Source organism: Pseudomonas sp. MEJ086 (assembly GCF_030209025.1).
GTDB lineage: Bacteria > Pseudomonadota > Gammaproteobacteria > Pseudomonadales > Pseudomonadaceae > Aquipseudomonas > Aquipseudomonas fulva_A.
This window is the reverse complement of the sequence record NZ_JARVSV010000008.1, coordinates 368756-384847: the sequence shown is the minus strand read 5'-3', so window position 1 is coordinate 384847 and position 16092 is coordinate 368756. Positions and strand designations below refer to the sequence as shown.

Below are 16092 nucleotides of genomic sequence, written 5' to 3'. Positions count from 1 at the left end.
CGATGTTATTGCGATTTACCAAGATGCATGGCCTGGGCAACGACTTCATGGTCCTCGACCTGGTCAGCCAGCATGCGCATATCCAGCCCAAGCACGCCAAGCAGTGGGGCGACCGCCACACCGGCGTCGGCTTCGATCAGTTGCTGCTGGTCGAACCGCCGCAGAATCCGGACGTGGATTTCCGTTACCGCATCTTCAATTCCGACGGCAGCGAAGTGGAACAGTGCGGCAACGGTGCGCGCTGTTTCGCTCGCTTCGTGCTCGACAAGCGCCTGACGGTGAAGAAAACCATCCGCGTGGAAACCAAGGGCGGCATCATCGAATTGCAGGTCCGTGCTGACGGCCTGATCACCGTGGACATGGGCGCGCCGCGCCTGGCGCCCGAGCAGATTCCCTTCCAGGCCGACGCTGAAGCCCTGAACTACGCCGTCGAAGTCGAAGGCAGGACTCATGCGCTTGCCGCGGTTTCCATGGGCAACCCCCATGCCGTGCTGCGTGTCGATGATGTGGACAGCGCGCCGGTGCACGAACTGGGAGCGAAACTGGAACACCATCCGCGCTTTCCACAACGAGTGAACGTCGGCTTCCTGCAGGTCGTCGATCGCCAACGCGGTCGCCTGCGTGTCTGGGAGCGCGGTGCCGGGGAAACCCAGGCCTGCGGTACCGGCGCCTGCGCCGCCGCCGTCGCGGCGATCCGCCAGGGCTGGATGGACTCACCCGTCCAGTTGGAACTGCCGGGCGGCAAGCTGACCATCGAGTGGGCAGGCCCTGGCCAGCCGGTTATGATGACCGGCCCCGCCGTGCGCGTGTACGAAGGACAGGTTCGCCTATGACTGACCAGCAGGATTCGCCCAAGCCACTGGACTCGGAAACGGTTGCCGCCTACCTGCGCCTGCACCCCGAGTTCTTCATCGACCACGATGAGCTGATTCCCGAGCTGCGTATTCCTCACCAGCGAGGTGATACGGTTTCGCTGGTCGAACGCCAGGTCAAACTGCTGCGTGAACGCAACATCGAGATGCGCCAACGCCTGTCGCACCTGATGGACGTAGCTCGCGACAACGATCGGCTGTTCGACAAGACGCGCCGCCTGATACTCGACCTGATGGACGCCAGCAGCCTCGAAGAAGTGGTCAGTTGCGTGGAAGACAGCCTGCGCCGTGAGTTCCAGGTGCCCTTCGTGGGGTTGATCCTGTTCAGCGACACACCGCTGCCGGTCGGCCGCAGCGTCAGCAGCGCAGAGGCGCATCAGGCCATCGGTGGCCTGCTGGCTGGTGGCAAGACCATCTGCGGCGTGCTGCGCGAGCACGAGCTGAACTTCCTGTTCGGCGACGCGGGCGCGGACGTCGGCTCGGCAGCCGTTGTCGGCCTTTCCCATCAGGGCCTGCATGGCGTGCTGGCGATCGGCAGTGCCGATTCGCAGCATTACAAGAGCTCTCTGGGCACCCTGTTCCTCGGTTATATCGCCGAAGTCCTGTCGCGGGTGCTGCCACGCTTCTCCGCACCGCTGCGCTCGGTCCGCTGAAAATAGCCACAAGCTTCAAGCGGCAAGAAAGCAGAAGCGGCCTTTCACTTGGAGCCTGACGCTTGACGCTTGCAGCTGACCTGGATGCCTATCTCGAACACCTGCGCAGCGAGCGCCAGGTGTCTGCCCATACCCTGGATGGCTACCGCCGCGACCTCAACAAGCTGCTCGCTTACTGCGAGAAGGAACAGCTTGCCGAGTGGGCCGCTCTGGATACCTCGCGCCTGCGCCGCCAGGTGGCTCGCCTGCACATGGAGGGTCAATCGGCACGCAGCCTCGCGCGCCTGCTTTCCGCCACCCGCGGCCTGTATCGCTACCTGATCCGCGAGGGCCATTGCCGGCATGACCCGGCCAGCGGACTGACGCCCCCCAAGGGCGAGCGCAGGCTGCCGAAGGTGCTGGATGTGGATCGCGCCACCCAACTGCTGGACGGTGCCCAGGAAGACGATTTCATCGCCCGCCGCGATCACGCCATGCTCGAACTGTTCTACTCCTCGGGGCTGCGTCTGTCGGAGCTGGTCGCACTCGACCTCGACGGCCTCGATCTGCCCGCTGGCCTGGTGCGCGTGGTCGGCAAGGGTAGCAAGGTGCGCGAGCTGCCAGTCGGCAGCAAGGCCCGTGAAGCGCTGGAGCAATGGCTGCCACTGCGCGCACTGGCCAACCCGGCGGATGGTGCGGTATTCATCAGCCGTCAGGGGCGACGCATAGGCGCCCGAGCGGTGCAGCTGCGGGTGCGCCAGGCAGGCATCAGCGAACTGGGCCAACACATTCATCCGCACATGCTGCGTCACTCCTTCGCCAGCCATATGCTCGAATCCTCTCAGGACCTGCGCGCAGTGCAGGAACTGCTGGGCCATGCCGATATCGCGACCACGCAGATCTATACCCACCTGGACTTCCAGCACCTGAGCAAGGTCTACGACAGCGCTCATCCACGGGCCAAACGCCGCAAGGAACAGGACTCATGAGTATCCGCTTGGTCACCTTCGACCTCGATGACACCCTGTGGGACAACCGCCCGGTGATACTGGGCGCCGAGAGTGCCATGCGCGACTGGATCAGCAGCCACGCACCGCGCCTGGCGAGCCAGCCGGTGGATTACCTGGGGCAGACCCGTGGCCGCCTGCTGGAGGCCGAACCCAGCCTGAGATATCGCCTCAGCGAGCTGCGCCGACGCACCTTGCGTCATGCCCTGGAGGGCGTTGGTCATGCCCCCGACGAAGCCCAGCGATTGGCCGAAGGTGCGTTCCAGGCGATGCTCGAGGCGCGTCACGCGATCACCTTCTTTGCCGATACCGTCACCACACTGGAGCGACTGGCCAACCAGTACCATCTGGGCGTGATTACCAACGGCAATGCCGACGTACGCCGATTGGGATTGGCCGACTACTTCAGCTTCATCCTCAGCGCCGAAGAGCTGGGTGTCGGCAAACCCGATCCCAAACCGTTCCAGGAGGCGCTCCGCCGCTCCGGCATCGACGCTGAACAAGCCGTGCACATTGGCGATCATCCCGGCGACGATATCGCCGGGGCACGAGCAGCGGGCTGGCGCGCGGTATGGTTCAACCCGCAAGGCAAGGCCTGGACTGGCGAAGACGAGGCCGACGCGCAGGTCCGCAGCCTCGGCGAGCTGCCGGCGCTGCTGCAACGCTGGGCGTAGCGTTGGTGGGCCGAAGCCCACCCGACAGGCACCCCGCAGGCCGGGCTTCAGCCCACAACATCGTATACCCCACCCCGCACTCTCAATACCCTGAAACGCAAAAGCCCGCCTGATAAAGGCGGGCTTTTGCGTGTGCAACCGGCGTTTGCCTCAGATGGGGCGACTGCCGTATTTGCTGTCTGGCTTCTTGGGCGGATCGGAAACCACATTGGGCTCCACTTCCTGCACCTTGCCACCACGGGACAGGAACTCTTCCATGGCGCGAGCCAGCGCATCGCGTTCCTTCTGCTTGGCTTCGACACTCGGCAGCTCGTCGACTTCGACCGCTTTCTTGGCCTTGCCCTTGGCAGGTACCGCGCTATCGGATTCGCTGTCGTCATCACCGCCGTCGCTATCCGCGGCCGCCAGCTCCTCGCCGTCGTCCTCTTCTGCGCCTTCCAGCTCGTCTTGTTCCAGTTCTTCGTCGCTCATGTTCAGCCTCATGACTTGCGAAAAGCAGGTTAGTTATAGCCCAGTCGTACGACGTTGCCGAACGCCTGGAAAAAATTCAATTTGCCGTACCTTGCAAGGTCGCCAACACTCGGCGCGCACCACCCTGCTCACGGTGCTCGCCCAGGTAAATCCCTTGCCAGGTGCCCAGTGCAAGACGCCCATCACTCACGGGTATCTGCAACTGAACGCCCAACACGCTCGACTTGAAGTGCGCCGGCAGATCATCCGGGCCTTCGTCGCAGTGCTCGTAACCCGCTGCGTCCTCAGGGACGAGACGGCGAAAAAAGCGCTCGAAGTCACGGCGTACTGCCGGGTCCGCATTCTCGTTGACGGTCAGTGACGCCGACGTATGCTGCAGCCACAGGTGTAACAGACCCACCCTGTAGCTCGCCAGTTCCGGTAACGCATCCTGCAATTCATCGGTTACGAGATGGAAGCCCCGTGCCCGCGGACGCAGGGTGATCAGCCGTTGCTGCCACATGTTCGTCGTCCTCTTTTCGACGCGCGCATTCTAGCGCGCCGTAGAAAAAAACAAAGGGCGCCTGAGCGCCCTTTGCGATTGTTCGACCATCATTTTTCGTGATGAGCAGCCCGTCAGCTGTGCATCACTTCTTGTTGGTGAATTCGGGATAGGCTTCCATCCCGCACTCGACCAGGTCGACACCTTCGTATTCCTCTTCTTCGGAGACCCGCAAGCCAACCACCGCCTTGATGATGCCCCAGACGATCAGGCTGGCGATGAAGACCCAGGCGAAGATGCTGGCGATACCCAACAGCTGCGCGCCAAGGCTCGCCTCGCCATTGGTCAGGCACACGGCCAGGGTGCCCCAGATGCCGGCCGCGCCGTGTACGGAGATCGCGCCGACCGGATCGTCGATCCTGATCTTGTCGAAGGCGAGGATCGAGAACACCACCAGCACCCCACCGACACCCCCGATCAGGGTGGCCTGCAGCGCGGTCGGGGTCAGCGGTTCGGCGGTGATCGACACCAGGCCGGCCAGCGCACCGTTGATGGCCATGGTCAGGTCGGCCTTGCCGAACAGGATACGCGCCACGATCAGCGCGGCGATCAGGCCACCGGCAGCGGCCATGTTGGTGTTGACGAACACCTGAGCCACGGCGTTGGCGTCTTCGATGGTGCTCATCTTCAGTTGCGAGCCACCGTTGAAGCCGAACCAGCCCATCCACAGGATGAACATGCCCAGGGTAGCCAGCGGCAGGTTGGCGCCCGGGATGGCGTTGATCTGGCCATTGGCGCCGTATTTGCCCTTGCGCGCACCGAGCAGAATCACACCCGCCAGAGCAGCTGCGGCACCCGCCATATGCACGACGCTGGAACCCGCGAAATCCAGGAAACCGGCTGCGTCGAGGAAACCGCCGCCCCATTTCCAGAAGCCCTGGACCGGGTAGATGATCGCGGTCATGACGATGGCGAAGGCGATGAATGACCAAAGCTTCATGCGCTCTGCCACGGCACCGGACACGATGGACATGCAGGTGGCAGCGAACACGATCTGGAAGAAGAAGTCCGAGCGTGCGGCGTAATAGGGGGCGTCTTCGCCACCGGCCAGCACGGACTCGACGCTGTTCTCGTCGCCGATCAGAAAGCCGAAGCTCGGCAGGATGCCGCCTTCAGGGCTGGAGTACATGATGTAGTAGCCGATCAGCAGATACATGATGCAGGCGATGGCGAACAGGGCCACGTTCTTGGCGAGAATCTCGGTGGTGTTCTTGGCACGTACCAGGCCAGCTTCGAGCATGGCGAAGCCAGCGGCCATCCACATCACCAGAGCGCCACAAATCAGGAAGTAGAAGGTATCGAAACCGTACTGCAAAGCAGTCAGTGCTGTGTTGTCCATTTTTTATTCACCTCTGGCCGTTGCGCTTGTTTGTGCGCTGTGCGGTCGAGGCGCCCGGGTTGGCTCCGGGCGCACTCCGTGTGCGTTGGGCCCGCCGCACGCAGCGGGCCCTGTGATGCTTACAGGATGTAGCCACGCTCGTTGTGCTGAGCCAGGTCGAGGCCGACCGACTCTTCTTCTTCAGTGACACGCAGGCCCATCACGACATCGATGACCTTGAGGATCACGAAAGTGACGATGCTGGTGTAGATCACGGTGAAGGCGACGCCTTTGAACTGGATCCACAGCTGCAGGCCGATGTTCTCGACTTCGCCGAAACCGCCCAGGGCAGGTGCTGCGAAGATACCGGTCAGCAGTGCGCCGACGATGCCGCCCACGCCGTGTACGCCGAAGACGTCCAGAGAGTCGTCGTAGCCCAGCTTGCGCTTGAGGCTGGTGGCGCAGAAGAAGCAGATCACGCCGGAAGCCAGACCGATGATCATCGCGCCCATCGGGCCGACGGTGCCGGCAGCAGGGGTGATGGCGACCAGGCCTGCGACCACGCCGGAGGCGATGCCCAGAGCGCTTGGTTTACCGTGGGCGACCCACTCGGCGAACATCCAGCCCAGTGCCGCGGCGGCGGTGGCGATCTGGGTGACCAGCATGGCCATGCCAGCGGTCTGGTCAGCGGCGACAGCGGAGCCGGCGTTGAAGCCGAACCAGCCTACCCACAGCATCGCAGCGCCGATCAGGGTGTAGCCGAGGTTGTGCGGCGCCATGGCCACGCTCGGGAAGCCCTTGCGCTTGCCCAGCACGATGCACGCCACCAGACCGGCGATACCGGCGTTGATGTGCACCACGGTGCCGCCAGCGAAGTCCAGTACGCCCCAGTCCCACATCAGGGCACCGTCGCCGCCCCAGACCATGTGCGCGATGGGCGCATAGACGAGGGTGAACCATACGGTCATGAACACCAGCATCGCCGAGAACTTCATGCGCTCGGCGAAAGCACCGACGATCAGTGCAGGGGTGATGATGGCGAAGGTCATCTGGAAGGTGATGAACACGCTTTCCGGGAACGCGGCAGTCAGCGACTCCTTGGTCAGATTGCCGAGGAACATGTTGCCCAAACCGCCCACGAAGGAGCTGAAGTTGGTCACGCCGGCTTCCATCCCGGTGGTGTCGAACGCCAGGCTGTAGCCGTAGGCGAACCACAGGATGCTCATCAAAGCGGTGATGGCGAAGCACTGCATCATGACCGACAGAACGTTCTTGGAACGCACCATGCCTGCATAGAACAGCGCCAGGCCGGGAATGGTCATGAACAGGACAAGGGCGGTAGCGGTCAGCATCCAGGCTGTATCACCGGAATTCAGCGTCGCTTCCTGCGCCATGGCCATGCCGGGGAAAAACAGGGACGAAAGGGCTCCGAGCCCTGCGACTTTTCGCAGAGTCATGATTTAACTCCTGGGACGATTTGGGGGGGTGGGGGGCGGAGATTAGATCGCGTCGGTATCGGTTTCGCCGGTACGGATGCGGATCGCCTGTTCCAGGTTTACGACGAAAATCTTGCCGTCACCGATCTTGCCGGTGTTGGCAGCCTTGGTGATTGCTTCGATGACACGGTCCAACTGATCGTCGGCGATGGCCACGTCGATCTTCACCTTTGGCAGGAAATCGACGACGTATTCGGCACCGCGGTACAGCTCGGTATGACCCTTCTGACGACCGAAGCCTTTCACTTCGGTCACGGTGATGCCTTGCACCCCGATTTCCGACAGCGACTCGCGGACGTCGTCCAGCTTGAACGGCTTGATGATGGCAGTGACTAGTTTCATGAAACTCTCTCCCGTGTAAGGTGGACTTGCCCCAGGAATTCTTACCCCGTCGCAAGTCTAAGCTCAGTGTCTGGCTTTTGTATGCATCGGTTGCCAAGACAGGGCTGATCCGATACCACCGACTGCTCCCGGCGAAACATTCCCCGCCCGCACGATACAACCGAACCGCATCGGTGCATGGGTCATGAGCGACTAAGCAGAAAGCTTGCCAATACCAGCAAACCGCCTCATTTCAGGACGTTACGAGCGCGCAGGGGCTCGCAGGAAAATATCTCGACGTGCCGACGCACCAGAACGGCGCCAAAGCGCACCCTGCAATGCTCGATATTGGTGCGATAGCGTCGACTCGGTCACAAAAATCGCCGTGTTACACTGCGTTCAATCGTTTTCGGAAGGTTCCCATGCTGCCACCCAAAGCTTTGCTCGACGCCCTCAGCACGCAGGCCAGCCGCCTGCTCAGTGGCGACACTCCCCTGCCACGCAGTGAAATCGAAAGCCAGCTCAAGGCACTGCTGCAAAGCACCTTCAGCAAGCTCGATCTGGTCAGCCGCGAAGAATTCGACAGCCAGATGGTCGTGCTGGCCCGCACCCGTGCACGCCTCGAGGCCCTGGAAGCCAAGGTTCTGGAAATGGAGTCGCGCAGCGCCCCCGCGCAGCAGCAAACAGCGGTCGAGTAACCTGCTCGGCCGGCAGACGATCAAGGAGTGATCGATGTCATTGGCCATAGTCCACAGCCGCGCCCAGATCGGCGTAGACGCCCCTGCCGTCACCGTAGAGGCCCATCTGGCCAACGGTTTGCCGTCCCTGGCGCTGGTTGGCTTGCCAGAAACGGCGGTCAAGGAAAGCAAGGATCGCGTGCGCAGCGCCATCCTCAATTGCGCACTGGATTTCCCTCCCAGGCGCATTACCCTGAACCTGGCACCAGCCGATCTCCCCAAGGACGGCGGCCGCTTCGACCTGGCCATCGCCCTGGGCATCCTGGCCGCCAGCGGTCAGTTGCCGCCAGACGCGCTGGCTCCTCTCGAATGCCTTGGTGAACTGGCGCTGTCCGGTACGGTACGCGCCGTGCGAGGGGTCCTGCCTGCCGCCCTGGCGGCTCGGGAAGCGGGGCGCACCCTTGTGGTGCCCAGAGAGAATGCCGAAGAGGCCAGCCTGGCGTCCGGGCTGACGGTACTGGCAGTCGATCATCTCCTGGAACTGGTCGCTCACCTGAACGGCCACACGCCGCTGGCGCCGTATCAGGCGCAGGGCCTGCTGCGCCAGGCCCTGCCCTACCCCGACCTGGCCGAGGTGCAGGGCCAGGTCGCCGCCAAGCGAGCGCTGCTGGTTGCCGCCGCTGGCGGCCACAATCTCCTGCTCAGTGGCCCGCCGGGCACTGGCAAGACGCTGCTGGCCAGCCGCCTTCCCGGCCTGTTGCCCCCCCTGACCGAGGAGGAAGCCCTGCAGGTTGCCGCGATTCGCTCCGTCGCCAGCCACACGCCGCTGCAAAGCTGGCCACAAAGACCGTTCAGACATCCCCATCACAGCGCTTCGGGCCCCGCACTGGTGGGCGGTGGCAGCCGGCCACAGCCCGGCGAGATAACCCTTGCCCATTACGGCGTGCTGTTCCTCGACGAGCTTCCCGAGTTTGATCGGCGCGTCCTCGAAGTGCTGAGAGAACCCCTCGAAAGCGGTCATATCGTCATCGCCCGGGCAAGGGACAAAGTCAGTTTCCCCGCCAGGTTCCAGCTCGTTGCCGCCATGAACCCCTGCCCCTGTGGCTTTCTCGGCGATCCCAGCGGTCGCTGCCGCTGCAGCGCCGAGCAGATCCAGCGTTATCGCGGCAAGCTATCCGGCCCGCTGCTCGACCGTATCGACCTGCACATCACCGTCGCCCGCGAGAGCACCGCACTGGGCCCCGCCCGGGAAAGCGGTGAAACCAGCGCCACAGCCGCAGCCCGTGTCGCCGCGGCGCGAGACATCCAGCTGCGCCGCCAGGGCATCGCCAACGCCTTCCTGGACCTGCCGGGGCTGCGCGAACACTGCCCACTGGCCGACGTCGACCGGCAGTGGCTGGAGCACGCTTGCGAACGCCTCACCTTGTCACTGCGCTCTGCGCACCGAGTGCTCAAGGTGGCGCGCACCCTGGCGGATCTGCAGGCGCAGGAGGGGATCAACCGCCAGCATCTGGCCGAAGCCCTGCAGTACCGAACCAACCTCTGAGGAGCAGGGAAATAAGCTGAACGAAACGGCACGCGGACCTATCGATAGCTGGCACTTTCAAGAACCCGACTATCGGTAATGTACAATGGCGGGTCTTCCGCCTTTGGCGGCCGTCCGATAAACCGAGTCGCTTCTCCATCCGCTCGCCACCCGGCCAAGCTCCAACGGGTGTGCGCATACGTCATGGACTGACTCCGACCAAGGAGAGCTAGCTCAATGGAGGCACCTCTGTCTTCCCGCTCCACCCTCAACCCGCCGGTTTTCTTCGGCTCGACCTTTCTGATCGCCTGCCTGGTGATCTACAGCACCGTGTTCAAGGACAACGCCCAGAGCGTGTTCGGTGCCACCCAGGCCTGGATCATCGAGAATGCCAGCTGGGTCTATATCCTGGCCGTGGCCCTGATCCTGATCTTCGTGGTGTTCCTCGCGGTGAGTCGCTATGGCGACATCAAGCTGGGCCCCGATCACAGCGAACCGGAATACAACAACAGCACCTGGTTCTCCATGCTGTTCTGCGCCGGCATGGGTATCGGCCTGATGTTCTTCGGCGTGGCCGAGCCGGTGATGCACTTCATCGCGCCGCCGGTAGGCGACCCGCAGACCGTCACGGCGGCGAAGGAAGCGATGAAGCTGACCTTCTTCCACTGGGGTCTGCATGCCTGGGCGATCTACGCCATCGTCGCGCTGATCCTGGCCTACTTCGCCTATCGACATAACCTGCCGCTGACCCTGCGCTCGGCGCTCTACCCACTGATCGGCGACCGTATCTACGGCCCCATCGGCCATGCCGTGGACATCTTCGCGGTAATCGGCACGGTACTCGGTGTGGCGACCTCCCTGGGCTACGGCGTGCTGCAGATCAACACCGGCCTGAACCACCTGTACGGCCTGCCGACCACCACCGCGGTACAGATCGGCCTGCTGGTCTTCACCATGGCGCTGGCGACCATTTCCGTGGTCAGCGGCCTGGACAAGGGCATTCGCCGCCTTTCCGAGCTGAACATGATTCTCGCCGTGGGCCTGCTGCTGGTCGTGCTGATCCTGGGCCCGACCGTGTTCATCATGCAGACCTTCGTGCAGAACACCGGCGGCTATCTGTCGGAGATCGTCAGCAAGACCTTCAACCTCTACGCCTATGAGCCGACCGACTGGATCGGTGGCTGGACGCTGTTCTACTGGGGCTGGTGGCTGTCGTGGTCGCCGTTCGTGGGGCTGTTCATCGCGCGGATTTCCCGCGGTCGCACCATCCGCCAGTTCATCAGCGGCGTGCTGGTGGTGCCGGCCGGCTTCACCCTGCTGTGGATGACCGTATTCGGTGATACCGCCATCCACATGATTCTCGTCGATGGCGTCACCGATCTCGCCGAGGCCGTGAACAAGGACAGCTCTCTGGCGCTGTTCGCCTTCCTCGAACACTTCCCGATGTCGATGATCCTGTCGCAGATCGCGGTGTTGATGATCGTGGTGTTCTTCGTCACCTCGGCGGATTCCGGCGCCATGGTGGTGGATATGCTCGCCTCGGGCGGGCAAGACCAGACGCCGGTGTGGCAGCGCATCTTCTGGGCAGCGCTGATGGCGGTGGTGGCGGCTTCGCTGCTGCTCGCCGACGGCCTCAAGGCCTTGCAGACCGCGACCATCGCCAGTGCCCTGCCCTTCGTGATCGCGCTGATGGCGTCGATGTGGGGCCTGCTGCGCGCGCTACAGCTGGATGCGGCCAAGCGCAGCTTGCGCGATCAGGTTTCCCTCAGCTCGCGCAGCAGCACGAGCCCAGGCGGCTGGCAGCGTCGTCTGCGCAGCATGGTCATGCTGCCACGTCGTTCTCATGTGAATCGCTTCATCAGCGAGACCGTCCTGCCCGCCTGCGAGCAGGTTGCAGAGGAGCTGCGCAAACAAGGCCGCGAAGCGACCGTGGAGAGCGGTGAAGATGGCCGCGTGACGCTGTCGGTCAGTCACGGCAGCGAGGCTGACTTCCAGTATCAGGTGCGCCCACGCGCGCTGATCCAGCCAAGCTTCGTGATGCGCGACACCCGCGACGACACCAACGAAGAGCGCAAGTATTTCCGCGCCGAAGTCCACCTGGACGAAGGCGGTCAGGATTACGACGTGATGGGCTGGAACCGCGAAGAAGTGATCGGCGATATCCTCGACCAGTATGAGCGCCACATGCACTTCCTGCATCTGACCCGCTGACGTACCACGCAAGATAAAACGCCCGGGCCAATGCCCGGGCGTTTTCGTTATGGCCTGTTATTCGTATCGGCGAGCGACTCCAGCTGGCGCGCTGATGACAACCATGACGAGTAGGAGCCGGCTTGCCGGCGATGCTCTGGGTAAGAGTCTCGCCAGCAGACCGGCTCTTACAGCATCGGCAACGCAACGCCCGCCAGAAAGCACAATGCCCGCCCTGCTGACGCAGTGGCGGGCATTGTCTGTCGAGCAAACGGGCTTAGTGAGCGGGTTTGGCCTCTGGGCGTGCATGAATCGCCGCCTGACTTTCTTCCATGACCTGCTGAATCGCCCGACGGCGACGCTCTTCCGCGCGGTGGGCGAAGAACCACACCAGGAAGGTCGCCAGGGACACCGCCAGCAGGATCAGGCTGGCCACGGCGTTGATCGCCGGGGTAACCCCCAGACGTACCTTGGAGAACACCTCCATTGGCAGTGTGGTGGCACCAGGGCCGGACACGAAGCTGGCCAGCACCAGATCATCCAGGGACAGGGCAAAGGACATCATGCCACCGGCCACCAGCGAAGGCGCGATCATCGGGATGGTGATCAGGAAGAACACTTTCCAGGGTCGCGCACCAAGATCCATGGCGGCCTCTTCGATGGACAGGTCCAGCTCACGCAGACGCGCCGAGACCACCACGGCCACGTAGGCCGAGCAGAAGGTGGTGTGGGCGATCCAGATGGTCATCATGCCGCGTTCCGCCGGCCAGCCGACCAGTTGTGCCATGGCCACGAACAGCAGCAGCAACGACAGACCGGTGATCACCTCGGGCATGACCAGCGGCGCGGTGACCAGGCCGCCAAACAGCGTGCGTCCCTTGAAGCGGTGCACCCGGGTCAGCACGAAGGCCGCCATGGTGCCCAGCGCCACTGCGGCGATCGCCGTGTAGCAGGCGATTTCCAGGGAGCGCCATACCGCGCCCATCAACTGGCGGTCATCGAGGAGGCTGACATACCACTTGGTCGACCAGCCACCCCACACCGTCACCAGCCGCGAGGCGTTGAACGAGTAGATGACCAGGATGAACATCGGCAGATAGATGAACGCGAAACCGACCCAGAGCATGAGCGTGGAGAAGCGGAAGTTCTTCATGCCTTGTCCTCCATTTCCTTGGCCTGGTTCTTGTTGAACAGAATGATCGGAATCAACAGCAGCGCCAGCATCACCACCGCCAGGGCGGAAGCTACCGGCCAGTCGCGGTTGTTGAAGAACTCCTGCCACAACACCTTGCCGATCATCAGCGTTTCCGGGCCGCCAAGCAGCTCGGGAATGACGAACTCGCCCACCACCGGAATGAACACCAGCATGCAGCCGGCGATGATGCCGTTCTTCGACAACGGCACGGTGATCTTCCAGAAGCTGTTGAAGTTGCTCGAGCCGAGATCCGAGGCAGCCTCCAGCAGGCTTTGATCGTGCTTCACCAGGTTGGCGAACAGCGGCAGGATCATGAACGGCAGGTACGAATAGACGATGCCGATATACACCGCGGTGTTGGTGTTGAGGATCTGCAGCGGCGTGTCGATCAGCCCGATGCTCTGCAAGAAGCCATTGAGCAGGCCGTTGTTGCTGAGGATGCCCATCCACGCATAGACGCGGATCAGGATCGCGGTCCAGGTCGGCATCATCACCAGCAGCAGGAGAACCATCTGGGTCTCCTTTTTCGCACGGGCAATGGCGTAGGCCATCGGGTAACCGATCAGCAGGCAGGCCAGGGTGCTGAAAAAGGCGATTTTCAGCGAGCCCAGGTAGGCAGCCACGTACAGCTCATCTTCGCTGAGGAAGATGTAGTTACCCAGGTTGAGCACCACCTGCAGGGTGTTGTCCACCCAGGTGTAGATTTCCGTATAAGGCGGAATCGCCACATCGGCTTCGGCGAAGCTGATCTTCAGCACGATGATGAATGGCAGCAGGAAGAACAGAAACAGCCAGATGAACGGAACGCCGATCACCAGGTGTCGGCCGGTAGGCATACGCTTGGTCAGGCTGCTCATTTTCATGACTGCAGCACCACGCCGCTGTCGTCTTCCCAGAACACCACCACCGGGTCATCCCAGGTCGGTCGTTTGCCGCGACGCTCGGCGTTGGCGATGAAGCACTGCACGATCTGCCCGGAGGTGAGCTTGACGTAGTACACCGAGTGACCGCCCAGGTAGGCGATGTCGTGAACGCTGCCGTGGCTCCAGTTGTAATCCGGGTGCTCGTGGTCGCTGGGCAGTTGCGTGGCCATCAGCAGCTTTTCCGGGCGCATCGCATAGGTGACCTGGGTCTCCTGGGCGCGGGTGCTGATGCCATGGCCGATGTAGATCGGCTTGTCCAACTGCGGACAGTTGATCACCGCATGGTCGGTGTCATCGTGAACGATCTCACCTTCGAACAGGTTGACATTGCCGATGAACTCGCAGACCAGGCGACTGGCCGGCGTCTCGTAGATGTCGATCGGGCTGCCGATCTGCGCGATCCAGCCCAGGTGCATGATGGCGATGCGCTGGGCCATGGTCATGGCCTCTTCCTGGTCGTGGGTCACCATCACGCAGGTCACGCCGACGCGCTCGATGATCTCCACCAGCTCCAGTTGCATCTGCGAACGCAGCTTCTTGTCCAGCGCGCCCATGGGCTCGTCGAGCAGCAGCAGCTTGGGTTTCTTCGCCAGGGAACGGGCCAGGGCCACACGCTGACGCTGGCCACCGGAAAGCTGATGGGGCTTGCGCTTGGCGTACTGGCTCATCTGCACCAGCTTGAGCATCTCCGCCACGCGGGCGTCGATCTCGTCCTTGGGCAGTTTGTCCTGCTTGAGGCCGAAGGCGATGTTGTCGGCCACGCTCATGTGCGGGAACAGCGCGTAGGACTGGAACATCATGTTGATCGGCCGTTCATAGGGCGGAATGTCGGTGATGTCCTGGCCATCGAGGAAAATGCGCCCCTCGGTCGGCCGTTCGAACCCGGCGAGCATGCGCAGCAGGGTCGACTTGCCCGAGCCGGAGCCACCGAGCAGGGCGAAGATCTCCCCCTTGTTGATGGTCAGCGACACATCGTCGACGGCAATGGTCTCGTCGAACTTCTTGGTTACACGCTCGATCTTGACCAGCACCTCTTTCGGTTGCTGGCTCCCTTCGATGACCTTCTTGTAGGTACTGGAAGCAACTGCCATTACCAAACTCCCGCAGCAAAAATGGCGCCCGGCAAAGGCCGGGCGCTAATGGGTTCATCTTCCGGACTTGATCTTCGTCCAGCTTCGCGTCATCAGGCGCTGCGCCGTGGGCGGCAGTTCGGCTGAGATGTACAACTTGTCCAGAACGGCCTGCGGTGGGTACACCGACTCGTCCTGGCGAATGTCCTGATCCATCAGTTCCCCAGCCTTGGTGTTGGGGTTGGCGTAACCGACATAGTCACTGACCCCGGCGATCACTTGTGGATCGAGCAGGTAGTTGATGAAGGCATGGGCCTGCGCGACGTTGCCGGCATCCTTGGGGATGGCGAGCATGTCGAACCACAGGTTGGCGCCTTCCTTGGGAATCGCATAGGCGATTTCGACGCCCTTTCCGGCCTCCGCGGCACGGTCTGCGGCCTGTAAAACATCACCGGAGTAACCGAACGCCACGCAAATGTTGCCGTTGGCCAGATCGCTGATGTATTTCGAGGAGTGGAAGTAGCTCACATAGGGCCGCACTTCCAGCAGCTTGGCTTCGGCCTTGGCGTAATCATCGCCACTCTGGCTGTTCGGATCGAGGCCCAGGTAATTGAGTACCGAGGGAATCATCTCGTCCGCCGAGTCGAGGAAGGAAACGCCGCAGGTGGCCAGCTTCTTCATGTTCTCCGGTTCGAACAGCACGGCCCAGGAGTCGATTTCATCGACACCCAGCACTTCCTTGACCTTGGCGACGTTGTAGCCAATGCCGTTGGTGCCCCACAGATAAGGCACCGCGTATTGATTGCCCGGGTCGTTGGCCTCGAGCTGCTTGAGCAGCGCCGGGTCGAGGTTGTTCCAGTTCGGCAGCAGCGAACGGTCGAGTTTCTGGAACGCGCCCGCCTTGATCTGCTTGCCGAGAAAATGGTTGGACGGCACGACCACGTCGTAGCCGGTACGGCCGGCGAGCAGTTTGCCTTCCAGGGTTTCGTTGGAGTCGAAGACGTCGTAGACCGGCTTGATACCCGTGGCCTTCTGGAACTCGGCCAGCGTTTCCTCGCCGATGTAATCGCTCCAGTTGTAGATATGCACGGTACCGTCCGCATGTGCCAGGGTTGCCAAGCCAACCGAAAGCGCGGTCGTTGTCAGGATCTTGCCCAGGGGAAAATGCACAGGTCGTCCT

General features: G+C 62.5%; 16 protein-coding genes. 7 read left to right on the top strand and 9 right to left on the bottom strand.

What is annotated here, in order from left to right; all coding sequences use genetic code 11:
- Window positions 1–2 precede the first annotated feature (2 nt).
- From dapF to QRN22_RS06965, 4 genes are all read left to right on the top strand, one after another.
- The gene (dapF, locus tag QRN22_RS06980) at window positions 3–833 is read left to right on the top strand and encodes a diaminopimelate epimerase (RefSeq protein WP_042552394.1); all 831 of its coding nucleotides are present in this window, start codon (window positions 3–5) and stop codon (window positions 831–833) included.
- Window positions 830–1525 carry a DUF484 family protein gene (locus QRN22_RS06975; protein ID WP_042552395.1) on the top strand — a complete coding sequence of 232 codons (696 nt, stop codon included), beginning with the start codon at window positions 830–832 and terminating at the stop codon, window positions 1523–1525. The genes dapF and QRN22_RS06975 overlap by 4 nt, the downstream gene beginning before the upstream one ends.
- Before the next feature lie 62 nt (window positions 1526–1587).
- The gene (gene xerC, locus QRN22_RS06970) at window positions 1588–2493 is read left to right on the top strand and encodes a tyrosine recombinase XerC (RefSeq protein WP_042552396.1); all 906 of its coding nucleotides are present in this window, start codon (window positions 1588–1590) and stop codon (window positions 2491–2493) included.
- Window positions 2490–3185, top strand: coding sequence for an HAD family hydrolase (locus QRN22_RS06965; RefSeq protein WP_042552397.1), 696 nt, complete (start codon window positions 2490–2492; stop codon window positions 3183–3185). The genes xerC and QRN22_RS06965 overlap by 4 nt, the downstream gene beginning before the upstream one ends.
- Window positions 3186–3335: 150 nt before the next feature.
- Here QRN22_RS06965 and sutA read toward each other — a convergent pair whose 3' ends face one another.
- The 5 genes from sutA to glnK all read right to left on the bottom strand — a co-directional run bounded on the left by sutA (window position 3336) and on the right by glnK (window position 7353).
- Window positions 3336–3656 carry a dormancy-specific transcriptional regulator SutA gene (gene sutA / locus QRN22_RS06960; RefSeq protein ID WP_042552398.1) on the bottom strand — a complete coding sequence of 107 codons (321 nt, stop codon included), beginning with the start codon at window positions 3654–3656 and terminating at the stop codon, window positions 3336–3338.
- A 76-nt stretch (window positions 3657–3732) separates the two neighbouring features.
- On the bottom strand, window positions 3733–4158 hold the full coding sequence (locus tag QRN22_RS06955; protein WP_042552399.1) for a secondary thiamine-phosphate synthase enzyme YjbQ: 426 nt from the start codon (window positions 4156–4158) through the stop codon (window positions 3733–3735).
- A gap of 124 nt (window positions 4159–4282) precedes the next feature.
- Window positions 4283–5536, bottom strand: a complete 1254-nt coding sequence (locus QRN22_RS06950) for an ammonium transporter AmtB (RefSeq protein WP_042552400.1) — start codon at window positions 5534–5536, stop codon at window positions 4283–4285.
- Window positions 5537–5655: 119 nt separating this feature from the next.
- Window positions 5656–6972: an ammonium transporter gene (locus tag QRN22_RS06945; RefSeq protein WP_042552401.1), complete on the bottom strand. Its 1317-nt coding sequence runs from the start codon at window positions 6970–6972 to the stop codon at window positions 5656–5658.
- Window positions 6973–7014: 42 nt separating this feature from the next.
- Window positions 7015–7353 carry a P-II family nitrogen regulator gene (gene glnK, locus QRN22_RS06940; RefSeq protein ID WP_003096476.1) on the bottom strand — a complete coding sequence of 113 codons (339 nt, stop codon included), beginning with the start codon at window positions 7351–7353 and terminating at the stop codon, window positions 7015–7017.
- A 401-nt stretch (window positions 7354–7754) separates the two neighbouring features.
- On the opposite strand from glnK, the gene QRN22_RS06935 reads away from it, so the two are divergent.
- From QRN22_RS06935 to QRN22_RS06925, 3 genes are all read left to right on the top strand, one after another.
- Window positions 7755–8030, top strand: a complete 276-nt coding sequence (locus QRN22_RS06935) for an accessory factor UbiK family protein (RefSeq protein WP_042552402.1) — start codon at window positions 7755–7757, stop codon at window positions 8028–8030.
- A gap of 34 nt (window positions 8031–8064) precedes the next feature.
- Window positions 8065–9555 carry a YifB family Mg chelatase-like AAA ATPase gene (locus QRN22_RS06930; protein ID WP_042552403.1) on the top strand — a complete coding sequence of 497 codons (1491 nt, stop codon included), beginning with the start codon at window positions 8065–8067 and terminating at the stop codon, window positions 9553–9555.
- A 216-nt stretch (window positions 9556–9771) separates the two neighbouring features.
- Window positions 9772–11745, top strand: coding sequence for a BCCT family transporter (locus QRN22_RS06925; RefSeq protein ID WP_042552404.1), 1974 nt, complete (start codon window positions 9772–9774; stop codon window positions 11743–11745).
- Between the two features lie 256 nt (window positions 11746–12001).
- Here the strand turns inward: QRN22_RS06925 and QRN22_RS06920 are convergent, their stop codons facing one another.
- From QRN22_RS06920 to QRN22_RS06905, 4 genes are read right to left on the bottom strand one after another with little or no spacing between them, the layout of a single operon-like run.
- On the bottom strand, window positions 12002–12877 hold the full coding sequence (locus QRN22_RS06920; RefSeq protein WP_042552405.1) for an ABC transporter permease subunit: 876 nt from the start codon (window positions 12875–12877) through the stop codon (window positions 12002–12004).
- On the bottom strand, window positions 12874–13755 hold the full coding sequence (locus QRN22_RS06915; protein WP_197076954.1) for an ABC transporter permease subunit: 882 nt from the start codon (window positions 13753–13755) through the stop codon (window positions 12874–12876). The genes QRN22_RS06920 and QRN22_RS06915 overlap by 4 nt, the downstream gene beginning before the upstream one ends.
- Window positions 13756–13778: 23 nt before the next feature.
- A complete protein-coding gene (gene potA, locus QRN22_RS06910) occupies window positions 13779–14933 on the bottom strand; it encodes a polyamine ABC transporter ATP-binding protein (protein ID WP_042552407.1) in 1155 nt (384 codons plus the stop codon).
- 54 nt (window positions 14934–14987) lie between these two features.
- A complete protein-coding gene (locus QRN22_RS06905; protein ID WP_156152657.1) occupies window positions 14988–16070 on the bottom strand; it encodes a polyamine ABC transporter substrate-binding protein in 1083 nt (360 codons plus the stop codon).
- Window positions 16071–16092 lie beyond the last annotated feature (22 nt).

Bases quoted from the DNA above. Each gene is read 5' to 3' on its own strand.
- dapF (WP_042552394.1), top strand. From the start codon at position 3: ATGTTATTGCGATTTACCAAGATGCATGGCCTGGGCAACGACTTCATG.
- QRN22_RS06975 (WP_042552395.1), top strand. From the start codon at position 830: ATGACTGACCAGCAGGATTCGCCCAAGCCACTGGACTCGGAAACGGTT.
- QRN22_RS06965 (WP_042552397.1), top strand. From the start codon at position 2,490: ATGAGTATCCGCTTGGTCACCTTCGACCTCGATGACACCCTGTGGGAC.
- sutA (WP_042552398.1), bottom strand. From the start codon at position 3,656: ATGAGCGACGAAGAACTGGAACAAGACGAGCTGGAAGGCGCAGAAGAG.
- QRN22_RS06955 (WP_042552399.1), bottom strand. From the start codon at position 4,158: ATGTGGCAGCAACGGCTGATCACCCTGCGTCCGCGGGCACGGGGCTTC.
- QRN22_RS06950 (WP_042552400.1), bottom strand. From the start codon at position 5,536: ATGGACAACACAGCACTGACTGCTTTGCAGTACGGTTTCGATACCTTC.
- QRN22_RS06945 (WP_042552401.1), bottom strand. From the start codon at position 6,972: ATGACTCTGCGAAAAGTCGCAGGGCTCGGAGCCCTTTCGTCCCTGTTT.
- glnK (WP_003096476.1), bottom strand. From the start codon at position 7,353: ATGAAACTAGTCACTGCCATCATCAAGCCGTTCAAGCTGGACGACGTC.
- QRN22_RS06935 (WP_042552402.1), top strand. From the start codon at position 7,755: ATGCTGCCACCCAAAGCTTTGCTCGACGCCCTCAGCACGCAGGCCAGC.
- QRN22_RS06930 (WP_042552403.1), top strand. From the start codon at position 8,065: ATGTCATTGGCCATAGTCCACAGCCGCGCCCAGATCGGCGTAGACGCC.
- QRN22_RS06925 (WP_042552404.1), top strand. From the start codon at position 9,772: ATGGAGGCACCTCTGTCTTCCCGCTCCACCCTCAACCCGCCGGTTTTC.
- QRN22_RS06920 (WP_042552405.1), bottom strand. From the start codon at position 12,877: ATGAAGAACTTCCGCTTCTCCACGCTCATGCTCTGGGTCGGTTTCGCG.
- QRN22_RS06915 (WP_197076954.1), bottom strand. From the start codon at position 13,755: ATGCCTACCGGCCGACACCTGGTGATCGGCGTTCCGTTCATCTGGCTG.
- potA (WP_042552407.1), bottom strand. From the start codon at position 14,933: ATGGCAGTTGCTTCCAGTACCTACAAGAAGGTCATCGAAGGGAGCCAG.